11 protein-coding genes and 1 pseudogene are annotated in these 13,571 nt (G+C 72.4%); all 12 read right to left on the reverse strand.

Annotation, left to right across the window (positions count from 1 at the left end; genetic code table 11):
- Positions 1 to 260 precede the first annotated feature (260 nt).
- The 12 genes and pseudogenes from OHU34_RS00415 to OHU34_RS00470 all read right to left on the reverse strand — a co-directional run bounded on the left by OHU34_RS00415 (position 261) and on the right by OHU34_RS00470 (position 13,517).
- Positions 261 to 1,238 (reverse strand): 3-oxoacyl-ACP synthase III family protein, encoded by a 978-nt coding sequence (locus tag OHU34_RS00415; RefSeq protein ID WP_142270698.1) that lies wholly within the window; start codon positions 1,236 to 1,238, stop codon positions 261 to 263.
- A 133-nt stretch (positions 1,239 to 1,371) separates the two neighbouring features.
- Complete coding sequence (locus tag OHU34_RS00420) at positions 1,372 to 2,547, reverse strand: hydroxymethylglutaryl-CoA synthase (protein WP_142270699.1); 1,176 nt, start codon at positions 2,545 to 2,547, stop codon at positions 1,372 to 1,374.
- 3 nt (positions 2,548 to 2,550) lie between these two features.
- Entirely contained in the window at positions 2,551 to 3,612 is a 1,062-nt protein-coding gene (locus OHU34_RS00425; RefSeq protein WP_142270700.1) for a hydroxymethylglutaryl-CoA reductase, read from the reverse strand.
- The gene (gene fni, locus OHU34_RS00430; protein WP_142270701.1) at positions 3,609 to 4,700 is read right to left on the reverse strand and encodes a type 2 isopentenyl-diphosphate Delta-isomerase; all 1,092 of its coding nucleotides are present in this window, start codon (positions 4,698 to 4,700) and stop codon (positions 3,609 to 3,611) included. The genes OHU34_RS00425 and fni overlap by 4 nt, the downstream gene beginning before the upstream one ends.
- Complete coding sequence (locus tag OHU34_RS00435) at positions 4,697 to 4,891, reverse strand: hypothetical protein (RefSeq protein ID WP_405772092.1); 195 nt, start codon at positions 4,889 to 4,891, stop codon at positions 4,697 to 4,699. The genes fni and OHU34_RS00435 overlap by 4 nt, the downstream gene beginning before the upstream one ends.
- A 61-nt stretch (positions 4,892 to 4,952) precedes the next feature.
- Positions 4,953 to 5,819 (reverse strand): annotated as a pseudogene (locus tag OHU34_RS00440) (phosphomevalonate kinase); the annotation flags it as partial.
- Positions 5,816 to 6,871 carry a diphosphomevalonate decarboxylase gene (gene mvaD, locus OHU34_RS00445; protein WP_142270703.1) on the reverse strand — a complete coding sequence of 352 codons (1,056 nt, stop codon included), beginning with the start codon at positions 6,869 to 6,871 and terminating at the stop codon, positions 5,816 to 5,818. The pseudogene OHU34_RS00440 and the gene mvaD, both read right to left, overlap by 4 nt.
- Positions 6,861 to 7,841 (reverse strand): mevalonate kinase, encoded by a 981-nt coding sequence (gene mvk / locus OHU34_RS00450; protein WP_235034842.1) that lies wholly within the window; start codon positions 7,839 to 7,841, stop codon positions 6,861 to 6,863. Before mvk ends, mvaD begins: the two co-directional genes overlap by 11 nt.
- 138 nt (positions 7,842 to 7,979) lie before the next feature.
- Positions 7,980 to 9,182 carry an acyltransferase gene (locus OHU34_RS00455; protein ID WP_142270705.1) on the reverse strand — a complete coding sequence of 401 codons (1,203 nt, stop codon included), beginning with the start codon at positions 9,180 to 9,182 and terminating at the stop codon, positions 7,980 to 7,982.
- Between the two features lie 720 nt (positions 9,183 to 9,902).
- Positions 9,903 to 11,426 carry a DHA2 family efflux MFS transporter permease subunit gene (locus OHU34_RS00460; protein WP_235034843.1) on the reverse strand — a complete coding sequence of 508 codons (1,524 nt, stop codon included), beginning with the start codon at positions 11,424 to 11,426 and terminating at the stop codon, positions 9,903 to 9,905.
- Positions 11,427 to 11,907: 481 nt separating this feature from the next.
- On the reverse strand, positions 11,908 to 12,396 hold the full coding sequence (locus tag OHU34_RS00465; RefSeq protein ID WP_142270707.1) for a hypothetical protein: 489 nt from the start codon (positions 12,394 to 12,396) through the stop codon (positions 11,908 to 11,910).
- 206 nt (positions 12,397 to 12,602) lie between these two features.
- On the reverse strand, positions 12,603 to 13,517 hold the full coding sequence (locus OHU34_RS00470; RefSeq protein ID WP_142270708.1) for an aromatic prenyltransferase: 915 nt from the start codon (positions 13,515 to 13,517) through the stop codon (positions 12,603 to 12,605).
- Positions 13,518 to 13,571: the final 54 nt, after the last annotated feature.

The raw sequence follows: 13,571 nt of genomic DNA on the forward strand, positions 1-13,571 counted from the left end.
AGAGCCAGGGCCGTACCCGGCGGGCCGCCGCGTGCGCGCCGCTGTCGCGGTGCGGGGCGGCGGTGCCGCCCCTTGTTCTGCCCGGGTCACGGGGGGGGCGGTGTGGTGAGGAGCGTGCGGGCGGTGCTGCTCGCTCCCGCGCCCGGCGGTCCTGCAAGGCCCTCGGCCGGGCGGACGCCCGGGCCTGTTCTGTCACGACGCGCGCGCGGGCGCGCCCCCCGCGCACAGTGCGGGGGGTGTGGCGGAGGTCAGGGCTCCTCTCACCACTCGACCAGTGCGAACCCCGCCGCCATGCCGCCGCCGAAGCCGGCCAGGAGGATCAGATCGCCCTGGCGGAAGGCGCCCGCGCGGGCGGCCTCGTCCAGGGTGATCGGGATGGAGGCGGCTCCCGTGTTGCCGTAGCGGTCCAGGGTCAGGTGCATGGTGGCGTTGGGAAGGGCGAGGCCGGCGAAGACTGTGCCGAGCATGACGCCGTTGGCCTGGTGCGGGATGAAGTGGCTGATGTCGTCGGGGACGACACCGGCCTCGTGCAGGAACTGTTTGGTCAGCTGCGGCACGCGGTCCTCGACGAAGCGGCGCACCGCGCGGCCGTCCATCGTGAAGTAGTGCAGGCCCGCTTCGAGGGCGGCCGGGTCGCAGGGCAGCCGGCTGCCGCCCGCGGGCACCTGGATCAGATCCGCCAGTTCGCCGTAGGTGTGCAGCTGGAGGTGGCGGATGCAGGCGCCTTGGCCGTCCGCGCCCAGGACCATGGCGCCGGCGCCGTCGCCGAACAGCACGACAGTCCTGCGGTCGAGCGGGTTGAGGATGCGCGAGTACAGGTCCGCGCCGATGACCAGTGCGTAGCCGCCCCGGCGGGCGAGCACGCTCTCGACCGCGGAGAGCGCGAACACCTCGCCGGAGCACACGGCGTTGACGTCGAACGCCGCCGCGCCGGCCGCGCCGAGGCTGTGCTGGACGTAGGCGGCTGTGGGCGGCTGCGGCCGGTCCGGGGTGGAGGTGGCGACCACGATCGCCGACAGCTGGTCGGCGGTGATGCCGGCCGATGCCAGCGCGGCCCGTCCCGCGGCCGTGGCCAGGTCCGAGGTGGCCTGGCCGGGGGCGGCCCAGCGGCGCTGGCGGATCTCGGTCTTGCGGATGATCCAGGGGTCGTCGACCCCTGCTGCCGCACTGACTTCGTCGTTGGAGACGACTCGGTCCGGCACATAGGCGCCCGTTCCCAGGATCCCGATGTCGGTCATGCTCCTGTCCTCTTTTCAAAGGGGACTTCCGTTGGCTGGGGAAAAGGGCCGTCAGGTGGGCGGCCGCGGCTCGTCCGCGGGAGGGGGACGGCCGTGGCCGGCTGCCCGGCCGCGGGCGGGAGTGACGGCGGTGCTAGCGCCGTTCGTAGATGCGCTTGTGGCCGCGCAGCGCCGCCAGCCGGAAGGGGCCGGCGGTCTGTGCCGGGGTGGGGTGGTCGCCGCCGTCGGTGGGGAAGGACCACTCGTGCAGTTCGCGGTAGGCGGCGTAGTCGAGCGGCCGGCGTGCCTCGATCGCCTCGCGGTGCGCCTCGGTGCGCAGGTGTGCGCGGTAGCCGGGCACGACGGTGCCGGCAAAGAACTCGGCGACGCTGCCGGAGCCGTAGCTGAGGAAGCCGACGGGCCGGCCGCTCAGGTCGTCCGCGTGGTCGAGCAGCGCGGTGAGTGCGAGGTAGACCGATGCGGTGTAGCTGTTGCCGACGACCCTGTTGCAGGCTGTGGTCTGGCCGATGGCGCGTTTGATGTCGCTGTCGTCGGTGTCGTAGCCGCAGGTGTTCAGCAGGTGGCGGTGTGCCTTGTGGGCCATCTTCGTGAACGGCTGGTGGTAGCAGAACGCGCTGAACTCCTCGAGTGCGCGGCCGCCCTGTTCCTGGTAGTCCTTCCAGGTCCCTTCGACCGCCTGGAGATAGGCGGTGATGGACTCCTGTCCGTCGACGAGTGCGGCATCGCGGTAGTTGGGCCGCCAGAAGTCCATGACGTCGGCGGTGAACAGGCCCGAGGGTTCCTCGATGCGCACCAGCGCGGGGTCGGCGGTGACGAGCATGGCCACGGCGGCGGCGCCCTGGGTGGCCTCGCCGGGGCTGTCGAGTTCGTACTTGGAGATGTCGCTGGCGATGACCAGGACGCGTTGTGCGGGGTCGCGGTGGACGAGGCCGATGGCGAACTGGAGGGCCGCCGTCGCTCCGTAGCAGGCCTGCTTCAGTTCGACGACCCTAGTGGCCGACGGCAGCCCGAGCAGGGAGTGCACGTACACGCCCGCCGACTTCGCCTGGTCGATCGAGGACTCCGTCGCGAAGACGAGTGTGCGGATCTGGTCGGCGCCGTGCCGGGAGATGATGGGCGCGGCGGCGGCGGCGCCCATGGTCACGATGTCCTCGTCGGCGCCGGCCACGCTCATCGACTGCTGGCCGATGCCCGCATGGTATTTGCCGATGTCGGTGCCGTTGTGTTCGGCGAGCGCGGTGTGCGGCAGGACGAACCCGGTGGTCGCGAACGACAGATCGTGAATGCCTATGGCGGAATCGCTGGCCATGCCCTAAACACCAACCTTTGCGGTCTTGTTGTCGCGTTCCAGCTGGACGTGTGCGCGCATGAGTTCGCCCGGGTTCGTCTGGGCCGCGAGGAGGGAGAGTTCGCCGCACAGCACGGTCGCCGCGGCGATGACGGCGAGGCGGCGGGCGTTCTCCCCGGGGGCGCGGTCGGCCCGGCAGCCGAGCCGGGCGAGGTTGGTGTCCACGAAGGCGAGGCCCTTGCCGTTGCCGACGGTGCCGACGATCAGGTTGGGCAGGGTGCAGGCGAAGTAGAGGTCGCCGTCGCGGTCCTCGGCCAGGACGACGCCCTGGGATCCTTCGACGATGTTGGCGGCGTCCTGGCCGGTCGCCAGGTAGAACCCGAGGAGCATGTTGGCGAAGTGGGCGTTGGCCGAGCGGATTCCGCCGGCGAGGAGGGTGCCGAGCAGGTTCTTGCGGATGTTCAGCTCGGTGATCCTGGCGGCCGTGGTGTGCAGGACGCGTTCGACCACGTCGCGCGGCACGAGCAGTTCGGTGACGACGTTCTTGCCGCGGCCGAGGATGCCGTTGATCGCGGTCGCTTTCTTGTCCGTGCAGTAGTTCCCGGAGATCGATCCGTAGGAGATGCCCGGGATCGTCTCGAGCAGGTGGCCGAGCAGGAGGTCGGAGGCGAGGGTGGCCATGTTGTGGCCGGAGGCGTCGCCGGTGGAGAACTCGAAGCGGATGAACAGCAGGTTGGCGTTGATCTCGTGGCGGATGCCGATCAGTTCGGCGAACCTGCTGGAGGTACGCACCAGTTCGCGCAGTTCGCCGAAGCGGGCGTCGATGGTGCGTGCGGCGGTGAGGGCGGTCTGTGCGTCGGTGGCTTCGACGAGGACCGAGCGGGTCATCCGCTCGTCGACGAGGGTGGCGACGATGCCCTGTTCGGCCAGCATGGAGACCTTCGCGCCGCGGCCCACGGAGGGCCACAGCGGCGATTCGTAGGTGGCCAGCGGGACCTGGGTCTCGGTGGTGGCGACGTTTCCTGAGATGCGTACGGGTCCCACCCAGCGCATAGGGACTCCGGCGATCGCGTGCGCCTCGGTCATCGTGTGCTTCCCGTCATCTCGTGGAGGGCGGCCGGGCTGCTGGAGCGCCGGGCCAGCGGCCGGGTGTCGATGCCCCGGTCGGCGCAGAAGGCTCGCAGGTCGCCGTGGAGGAGCAGGTCGCAGCGCGTGAGGTCGGCCGGGGTGCGTGCGCCGAGCATCGTCTGGAGCGCGGCAAGTTGGTCGAGCCAGGTGGCGAGCTGCGCGATCAGCGCGGACACGCCGCCGTCAAGGAGGGTACGCAGGAATCCGCCGGAGGCTCCGACGCCGCTGGCGCCGAGCGCCAGGGCGCGGGCGACGTCGAGCGGGTTGCGCACGCCGCCGGAGGCGAGGACGGGCAGGCCGCAGTCCTGGGCGTCCAGGAGGCAGGCGGCGGTGGACTGGCCCCAGCCGTGGAGGTAGGCGTAGTCGGCGAGTTCGCGCCGGCCGTTCTCGATGCGGGCGAAGTCCGTGCCGCCGCGGCCGCCGAGGTCGGCCACCCGCACGCCGAGGTCCTTCAACGTGGCCACCGTCTCCCGGCTCAGCCCGAATCCGACCTCCTTGACGATCACGGGAACCTCGACGGCGGCGGCGATCTTCTCGATCTGCCCGGGCCAGGAGGCGAAGGAGCGGTCGCCTTCGGGCATCACCGTCTCCTGCACGGTGTTGACGTGGATCTGGAGGGCGTCGGCCCGCAGCAGGTCGACGGCACGCTGGGCGTTGTCGGTGGAGGCCGTGGCGTTGATGTTGGCGATGACGAACCCGTCGGGGTTCTGTTCGCGCAGCACGCTGAAGGTGCCGGCGCAGGAGGGGTCCTTGAAGTAGGCGCTCATGGATCCCGACGCGATGGGCACGCCGGTCTCGCGGGCGGCGGTGGCCAGGTCCCGGTTGATGAGGCCGGTGTTCTCGCTGCCGCCGGTCATCGCGTTGATGTAGAGCGGCACCGGCCAGGAGACACCGGCGAAGGTCGTGGCCAGGGAGACGTCCGGCCGGTCGGTGCCGGCCAGGGCGTGGTGGACGAACGACACCTCGTCGAACTGGTTGTGTCCGCTGTGCTCGCGCTGCTGGTCGGCGGCGAGCCGGACGTGGTCGTCCTTGCGTTGTGCGATCATTCCTCGTTCCCTTCCACGGCGGGACGGACCGGCAGGGGCAGCACCCCGGCCGTGGCCCACCGTTCCCGCACTTGATCGATGTCCCGCGGGGTCTCGGCGTCCAGCAGTGCGATGCCGCAGTCGCCGCCGCCGGCCCCGGAGGGCTTGGCCGCGCCGCCGGCGGCTTCGGCGGCGTCGCACAGCGCTGTCAGGGGGCGTGAAGATGCCCAGGCCGACCTCGTCGTCCAGGCGGGCCAGCTCGCGGCGGGCCCGCCGGATCTGTTCCAGCAGGCTTTGACGGTCTCCTTGTTCGAGTGCGGCGGCGCAGGCGTGCACGCAGTCGGTGGTGGTCTCGACGAACGTGCGGTGGGAGGCGCTGCCGCGCCAGGTCCGCCGGTCCAGGTCGCGGACGAGAGCGGCGGTGGAGGCGGGGGTCCCGGTCCAGCCGACCTCCAGCGACAGGCCCGCGGGCGCCGGCAGCCGGCGCGCCGCGAAGTGCGGCCAGGGTGCGCGCAGGGCCTCCTGGACGCCGTGGCGGCGGGCCAGGTCGCGTACGGCGGCCCGGTCGGGTGCCTGGTAGGCGATCCAGCCGCCCCAGGTGCTGGCGGCGAGGTCGCCTCCGGAGGCGCGGGGGTCGATCTCGGCGGTGGCGAGCAGGGCCAGCTTGAAGCGGTCCTCGGGCGGGAGTCGCAGGCCGCAGAAGGCCGCGACGGCCGCGACGGCCGCGACGGTCACCGCGCCGCTGGAGCCCAGCCCGTATTTGGTGCCGTTGTCGTGCAGGGCGCTGTCGACGCGGAGGCTGAATCCCGGTACGGGCAGGCCGTGTTCGGCCAGCAGCCGGGCCACCGTCTCGGTCGCCGCGACCACGTGGGCCAGGCCGGCGGGCGCGCCGGGCCCGTCGTGCGTGCCGAGCCGGGCGCCGTGCCATCTCAGGCGTACCGCTCGCGGGCCGAGGTCGGAGGTGAACTCGACGCCGGTGCCAGGAAGTTCGCTGACGGTGACGGTGACGTAGCGGTCGACCGCGACCAGGATCGCCGGGTTGCCGGGGTCGACGACCGCGTACTCGCCCGCGACGAACAGCTTGCCCGGCGCGCGCCGGACGACCGTCCCCCCGGCTCCCCGGGTCCCTCCCGGGGTCATGGTGTGTCCTCGGGCAGCAGGCGGGCGCCCGGGCCCGGCCCGGCGACGAGGACCGGGCCGCCCGGGGCGGCGCCGCGCAGTGTGTCGGCCACCCGGTCGGCGTCCGCGCGGTGGCAGAGCACCTTGACGTTGGGTCCGGCGTCCATGGTCGCGTAGGCGCTGACGCCGTCGCGCCGCAGCTGGAGCACGCTGTCCAGGACGGTGAGCGTGGCCGGCGCCAGGTAGCGCACCGCCGGGCGCGCGGCCAGCATCGTCGCGTGCATGCCGAGCGCGTTGCGTTCCGCGATCTCCCCCACCGCGTCGAGGTCGGCCCGTGCCAGCGCCGCGCGCATCTCGCTCAGGTCGTCCCTGCTGGAGAGCGCCCACGGTTCGTACAGCGGGGAGGTGTCGACGGTGCGCCGCATGGCCTCACGGCTGGAGACGGCCTTGGGGCCCGCGTTGACGACGGCGATGACCAGGGCGGGGTCGAGGCCGGCGGCGGGCACCGGTTCGGCGTAGGAGTCGAGGTCGGCCTGGGCCGGGGTGGCGGCGGGCGGGCCGGCGTGCCACAGCGCGAAGCCCGCGAAGACCGACCGGGAGGCCGAGCCCGATCCGCGCCGGGCCAGCCGCGAGTGCGCGGTGGCGTCCAGGTCCAGGCCGTACGCGGCGGCGGCGGCGACGGCCAGGGCGGCGAAGCCGCTCGCGGAGGATGCAAGGCCCGCCCCGGTGGGGACGGTGTTGTGGCTGTCCACGACGGCCCGCAGCGGGCGGCCGGCCCGGGCCCGTACCAGGTCGAGGAAGGCGACTACGCGGCGCAGTGCCTCGCCTTCGGCGGGTGCCCCGCCGAGTGTGACGCGGTCGTGGTCCGCGTTGGGGGCGAGGCGGACGCGGGTGGTCGTGGGAAGGATGTCCAGGGTCATCGACAGGCTGTCGACCCGGGGCAGGACCAGCTGCTCGTCGCGTTTGCCCCAGTACTTGACGAGGGCGATGTTGGGATGCGCGACGGCGGTGGCGTCTTCCCGGCCGGCCCTGCGGGGCGGCGGGACGGTCGGGGTGCGGTGTTCAGCGCGCATGGTCGGCAAGCCCTCTCAGCGGTACGGCCCAGGTCTGTACGGCGCCGGCTTCGTGCAGGTGCCGGGTGACCTCTCTTGCCTGTACCGGCTGGGTCAGGGCGATCACGCAGCCGCCCAGGCCACCTCCGGTGATCTTGGCTCCGAGGCTGCCCGCCGTGAGCGCGGCCTCGACCAGGGCGTCGATCCTGTTGGTGCTGAGGCCGGCCGCGCGCAGCATGTCGTGGTAGTCGGTCAGCCGGGCGCCCAGTCGCTCGGGCCGGCCGTCGGCGAGGGCGTGTCTGGCCTCGTCGGTCAGCTGCGAGGCGCGGCGTACGAAACGCTCCTGCGCGCCGGGGTGCTGCTGGAATCCCTCGCGCAGCAGCTCGACGGCGTCCTTGGTCCTGCCCACGTCGCCGCTGTCGGCGATGATGAACAAGCCGTCGCAGCCGATGCTGAGTTCTTCGCTCCGGCCCGCCTGGAACAGCAGCGGGGCCAGCGCGCCGACGGCGCGCGCGTCGACGCCGCTGGAGCGGCCGTGGGCCACGTTCTCGGCCGTCTGCACCAGGTCGTAGGCGGCGGCCTCGCTCAGTTCGCGGCCGAAGAGGTCGGCGAGGGCGAAGACGACCGCGCGGGCGCAGGCCGCGCTGGAGCCCAGGCCCCGGCCGTGCGGGATAGCGCCGTCGACGATCACGTCGAGGTGGGGGCTGCCGGCCACGTCCATGGCCGCCTTGAACTCGGTGGTCAGCCGGCGCAGGCTGTCGGAGGCCTGGGTCATCATCGGCCGCGAAGGGGAGCCGGTCATCGTGAAGGAGACATCGCCGGAATCGTCGCCGGTGTGGGAGGACCAGCCGGCGGTCGCCGTGACGGTGAGCTGCGGTACCGGCAGCGCGAGCGCCGGGGCTCCGTACACGACCGCGTGTTCTCCCAGCAGAATGGCCTTGGCGTGGGCGCGGCCGATGCCGACCGAGCGAGCCCGGTGGTCTTCTGACACCCCCTCCGCTGAGGTCGGTAGGGTCAACGCGCTCAGCTCCCCTGGTCGGTTCTGCATGGAGATCGCGGTATCCAGTTCTGGGAAGGAGGGCGCCGCGGTGTGCCGGTGCCCGGGGTGCGCCGGCGCGCCGGGCGCGGTTCAGACGGATCCGCCGGCCGGCACGGATTCGGTGCTGCGGGGTGCGACCGGCGCGGGCCGCTTCCTGCTGCGGCTCCAGCGGCGCATCACCGGCTGTTCCACCAGGCTGAACAGCAGCCATGCGGCCAGCAGGTTCGCCGCGAACAGCACGCTCAGCATGCCCAGGGCCGGCAGGGTGTCGTAGGTGCGGGCGCCGAACACCTCGGGCCGGCCGTAGAAGATCACCAGGCCCTGGACGAGGTAGAAGGCGAAGGAGACGCTGCCCAACCAGACCATGGTCCGGCTGCTGAGCCAGCCTCTGCTGCCCCGCAGGTCCGAGGTGGCCGCGGCGCAGATGATCATGCCGACCGGGACGATCGTGGCGAGGCTGAAGTTGTAGGGGCTCGGGACGGCGAGCGCGACCCAGTATCCGCCGGCGAAGAGGGCCGCCGAGGGCAGCAGGCCGATCCGCGGCCACAGGTCCGCGGCGACGATGCGCGCCAGGATCATTCCCAGCACGAACTCGAACAGGCGCGGTGGCGGGAACCCGTAGCTGAACCACAGCTGGTTCGTCGTCAGGCCGTATCCCGGCACCGGGACACCGCCGGGGATGAACCGCGTCACCAGCGTCACGCCCGCCACGCCGGCGACCATCGCGGCGGCCCACAGCCACAGCCTGCGCTGCGCGATGCGCCGCACCAGGACGATGAACAGGGGGAACAGCGCGTAGAAGAGCACTTCCGAACACAGCGACCAGGCCGGGAGGTTGACGCTGGACACGGTCTCGGGCCGGTTGCTGAAGTTGTGCACCAGCAGGAGGTTCGGCAGCCAGGCGTGCACCGGGCTGGAGGAGGCGAACAGCCACATCGCCAGCGCCCAGGTGACGATGTGGTTGGGGTAGATCTTCAGTACCCGGCGCCGCCAGAACCCCGTGACCGGGTCTCCCTGGGTCGCCGACCAGGTCAGGACGAAGCCGCTGAGGACGAAGAAGAAGGACACCCCGATGGGGCCGGCGAACTGGAAGAAGTCGGCCAGCGCCTTGGCGATGTCCTGGTCGTTGAAGAAGCTGATCGGGGCGGTCGGCCGCAGGGGGCCCGCGAGCAGCGTGGCGTGGGTGAGGAACACGAGCATGGCGGCCAGGAACCTGAGGCCGGTGAGCGAGGGGAGTGATTGCCTGCGCTGTGGTGGGCCGCTGACGGTCGATGCGGCTGTTCGGTCTGCCATCGGCGTACTGCCTTTCGGTGGAAGAGGCGCCTGCTGAGCGGTCGGCGTGCGGCGCGTTCGCGGGGAGGGCGCCGCACGGCCGGTGGTGTCGGGCGGGCAGGCGCCGGGCGGGGACGTGCGCGGTGCGGCCTGGGCACGGGTGCGCGCCCGCCGCGGTGAACTCCGCCTCCGCGCATGCCTGTCGCACGCGCGAAGGGGGGCGGGGGCATGGCATGACGGGCGGGCGGTGCCCGATGGGGGCCGGGTGACCTAATACGGGTGCGGGTGCGGCGGCCGCGGGTCGCGCGGCGGGGGCGCGGCACGAGCCGGGCCGGCCCCGCACGGCTGCTCAGAGTGCCACGGCACTCCCCCGGGGCCCGCAGCACGAAAACGCGCAGCACGGCGTGCGGGAAAGGGAGGGGAGGACATCCGGTGCGGTACGGGCAGGGACTCGGTCTCGCCTGCGGCAACCGGCCGGTACGGCGCTCAGCCCACCGGTGTGGGGCGTTCTCCAGGCAGGGCTGACGTACCGGAATAGTGACACGGGCCGTAGCTCCGCGCCAAGGGCCCCTGAAAGTGACGCGGGTCACTGCCCCGCGGTGGTGCGGCGGGCGGGTGCGGCGCGGACGCGGGGCCACGCCGCCCGGCGTGGCCCCGCGTCCGCGGCGCGGCGGTGCGAGGGGTGCTGCGCGCACCGCCGCGGCGGTGCGGCGGGGTGGTGCGCCCCGGCCCGCGCGCGGTTCACCTGCCGGCTCCGGTGGCGGTGGGCTCCTCGGCCTGCGCCTGGCCGGTGGCCGCTTCGGCGGCTTCGGCGATCGGGTCGCGCATCTCGGTGTTCACCTTCTCCAGCAGCGCGAGGATGAACAGGGCTCCGGCGGCCAAGACGCCGGAGCCGATGCGGAACGCCAGCGCGTATCCGTCGGTCTGCGCGACCTGCGGGAGTGTTCCGTCCTCGATGTGGTCGCTGGCGTAGCGGAAGGCGAAGGGGACCAGGGTGGCCAGGCCGAGCGCCGCGCCGACCTGCTGCATGGCGGTCTGGACGCCGGAGGCCAGACCGGAGTCCTGGCCGGTGACCTCGTGCAGTGCTCCGTTGATCAGGGCCGGGTAGGCGAGGCCGTTGCAGAAGCCGAACAGGAGCAGCCCGGGCATGAACCCGCCGACGAAGGAGGCGTCGGGGGCGAGGCCGGCGGCGGCGACGAACAGGGCCACGGCGCCGCCGAGGAACGCGGTGGCCATCACCGCCTTCACTCCGACGCGGGGCATCAGCACGGTGGCCACGCCCGCGCCGGCGAGCGCCGTGACGGTCAGCGGGATGTAGGCCAGGCCGGTCTTCATCGGGGAGTAGTCGTGCACCTGCTGGACGTACAGGGTGAACAGGAACATGTAGGTGAAGAACGCGGCGAAGATGGCTACGGTCACGACGTTGGTCGTCACCCGGGTGCGGTTGCCGAAGAACCGCAGAGGGATCATCGGGTCCTCAGTGCGTGCCTCCCACACGACCATGAGGACCAGCAGGGCGATCCCGCCCAGCAGCGGCAGCAGCACGCGTGCGGAGCCCCACGGATGGTCGGCGGCCTGCAACAGCCCGTACACCACCGCGGCCAGGCCGGTGGTGGCGGTGACGGCCCCGACCGTGTCGAGCCGGCGGCCGTCGCGGGCCACCGGCTTCTCCGACATCACGCGGCCCACCATGATCAGCGCGGCCACTGCGATGGGGACGTTGATGAAGAAGATCCACCGCCAGCTCACCAGGTCGGTCACGGCTCCGCCGACGACCGAGCCGACCGATCCGGCCACCGCCGACAGGCCGCCCCAGATGCCCAGGGCCCGCATCCGTTCCTTGCGTTCGGTGAACAGCACGGGGATCAGGCCGAGTGCCGCCGGGCCGGCCAGCGCCTCGCCCAGGCCCTGCACGAAGCGGCTGGTGACCAGCATCCAGGATTCGGTGGCGGCGCCGCAGACGGCCGACGACACGCCGAACACCAGCACGCCGACCATGAACATCCGCCGGCGGCCGAACATGTCGGCCAGCCGCCCGCCCAGCAGCAGGAACCCGCCGGCCACCAGCACGTAGGCGTTGACCACCCAGGCCAGTCCCTTGTGGGAGAAGCCCAGGTCGCTCTGGATGTCGGGGAGGGCGACGTTCACCACGGTGATGTCCATGACGAGCATGAACTGCATGGCCGCCAGCACGGTCAGCGCCAGCCAACGCCGGGGGTCGGCACTGGCGGGAGCGACGGCCCCGCCATGCGATTCTTTGCCCACGGTAGTCACTGCCTTGCGTCTCCTCGGATGATCAGCGGCCGCGAATACAGGGGGCCGCCGGGTGGACGTTGCCGACCGCCGTGCCGGTGCGCGCGCCGTACGGGGTCTGTACTACGACGACGCGGCACCCCGGAATGTGAGGCCCGCACCGCTCTCATGGCCGCGGCGCCGCCCGGGACGGCCGCCCGGGATCCGTTCGCGAGGGCCTTTTCGCGCTGCGCGCGGGCGGCGCGGGGCGGGGCGGGGTCCGGGACCGGCAGGCCGGGCCGGCGGTCCACCCCGCCGGCCCGGCACCTGAGACGTGCTGCGAAAGGGCCCGTGCCGGGAGCATCCGCGGTGCACGGCCGGGGTGTTGCGGGTCGGGCGGGTGAGGGGGAGGGCGTTCTCCGGGCTGCGGGCCGGGCCGTCCGGGCGGCTGCCGCGGACGGGCGGGCGGTGGACGCGGGGGCGGGGAGAGGGGCGCCGGGCCCGGTGCCGCCTCCTAGCCGACCAGGTAGCGCTGGATCGTGGGGGCGAAGACGTCGACGATGTCGTCCGCCGTCGCCGACGCGACCGGCTCGAGTTCCACGAGGTAGCGCAGGACGACCAGGCCCCACACCTGGGCCTGGGCCGCGTTGATGTTCAGCGCCGGCACCTTGAGGAGTTCCGCGACCTGGTTGATGTCCAGCGCCTGCGGCACCCCAAGCGCCTTGCCCAGCTGGCTGAAGATCGGGGAGGACGGGGAGGCCATGAAGTCGCGCATCCGGGCCGCACCCGCCTCGCTGGTCAGCGCGGCGAGCAGGCCCTCGAGCAGCCGCGGCCTGACCTGGGGGTCCTCCCACTGCGCCAGGGAGGCCCGCAGGAGTTCCTCGGCCATCCGCTCGCGCTGCCCGGTCAGTGACGCCGCCCCGGCCTGCGCGAGTGCGCCCCCCAGGGCGCTCAGGGCGGTCGACTCCGCGTCGGTCGCGGTGGTTTCGGTGGTTTCGGACACTGTTCCCTCCGGTGTCATGGCGACAGGGGCTCGCGTGCACAGACCGATGTCCGGGCGGGCGGCCGCCGGTCGGGTCGGGATGTAGAACATCAGCCTCGCCCCCCCGCTCGCCGCCTGCCCGACCCTCGCTCGACCGGCACTCCTGCGCCGGTGGCGGCGGCCGGGCGTGCGGGACGGGCCCGCGGGAGTTCAACCGCGGCCGGTGCTCACACCGGCTGCCCGGTGAGCTGTTGCAGCAGCCGGCGCATCAGGGGCGAGAGCCGACAGTACGGCCCCAGGTTCAGGTACTGGCCCTCGGCGGTCCATTTGACGGCCGCGATGACGATGGGCGGACCGGCGTACGTGCGCCGGGAGCCGTTCACGAACTTGTCGACCTCCGGCTCGACGGGGACCGGGAGGTGTGAGGGGTCCCAGCCGCGCACCGGCGCAGGGGCGTAGCAGATCCGCTCGATCCGGGAGGAGTCCCAGCCGAGGGTGACATAGACGCGGAAGGACTTCTGGGCGAACTCCAGCATCTTGCCGCTCGGTTCCGGCAGGCCGAGCTCGCGGTGCAGTTCCAGGATGTTGCGCGCGGTGCGGAATTCCTCGGGAAGGTGGGCGAAGTAGAGGTTGACCGTCTTGCGCTGGTAGTCGATCCCCGTCATCGCCACCTCGGTGAGGTGGTGGCGGGCGAAGAGGCCGGTGTTGTCGGCCAGCGCCGGCGGCATGGAGGGCAGGTCCGCGAGCTGCGCCAGCCCCAGCAGGTCGAAGGGGAAGTGCGCGTAGATCTTGCTGAAGCCGCTGACGACTCCGCAGTCGATGAGGTGCTCGGTGACCGGGACCTTGGCCTGGATGTCCGCGAGCAGGGTGCCGACGGGGTGGTCGGTGTCGGTGACGAAGCCGTTCGCCACGGCGACGGCGTAGGGGTCGACGGTCCCGGAAGGCACCGTGATGGTGTAGTCGAGGTCGGCGGGCGGGTGCTCGACGGTCGACACGCTGAGCACGATCCCGGCCTGCGGGAGAGCCTTCTCGTACGCGCTCAGGACCGGCCAGACCGTCTCGCGCGAGCAGGTGATGCCCGCCAGCCGGGACGATTCCTCGATGGCCGCGTACACGTCTTCGGCCACAGTGGCTTCGGACATTTCATCCTCCAAGTGCCCAGGGTTGCTGTCTTGCAGCGGAAACTCCCGCGGATG

Origin of the sequence: Streptomyces sp. NBC_00080, assembly GCF_045041255.1 — a bacterium.
Classification (GTDB): domain Bacteria; phylum Actinomycetota; class Actinomycetes; order Streptomycetales; family Streptomycetaceae; genus Streptomyces; species Streptomyces coriariae.

Bases quoted from the DNA above. Each gene is read 5' to 3' on its own strand.
- OHU34_RS00415 (WP_142270698.1), bottom strand. From the start codon at position 1,238: ATGACCGACATCGGGATCCTGGGAACGGGCGCCTATGTGCCGGACCGA.
- OHU34_RS00420 (WP_142270699.1), bottom strand. From the start codon at position 2,547: ATGGCCAGCGATTCCGCCATAGGCATTCACGATCTGTCGTTCGCGACC.
- OHU34_RS00425 (WP_142270700.1), bottom strand. From the start codon at position 3,612: ATGACCGAGGCGCACGCGATCGCCGGAGTCCCTATGCGCTGGGTGGGA.
- fni (WP_142270701.1), bottom strand. From the start codon at position 4,700: ATGATCGCACAACGCAAGGACGACCACGTCCGGCTCGCCGCCGACCAG.
- mvaD (WP_142270703.1), bottom strand. From the start codon at position 6,871: ATGCGCGCTGAACACCGCACCCCGACCGTCCCGCCGCCCCGCAGGGCC.
- OHU34_RS00455 (WP_142270705.1), bottom strand. From the start codon at position 9,182: ATGGCAGACCGAACAGCCGCATCGACCGTCAGCGGCCCACCACAGCGC.
- OHU34_RS00470 (WP_142270708.1), bottom strand. From the start codon at position 13,517: ATGTCCGAAGCCACTGTGGCCGAAGACGTGTACGCGGCCATCGAGGAA.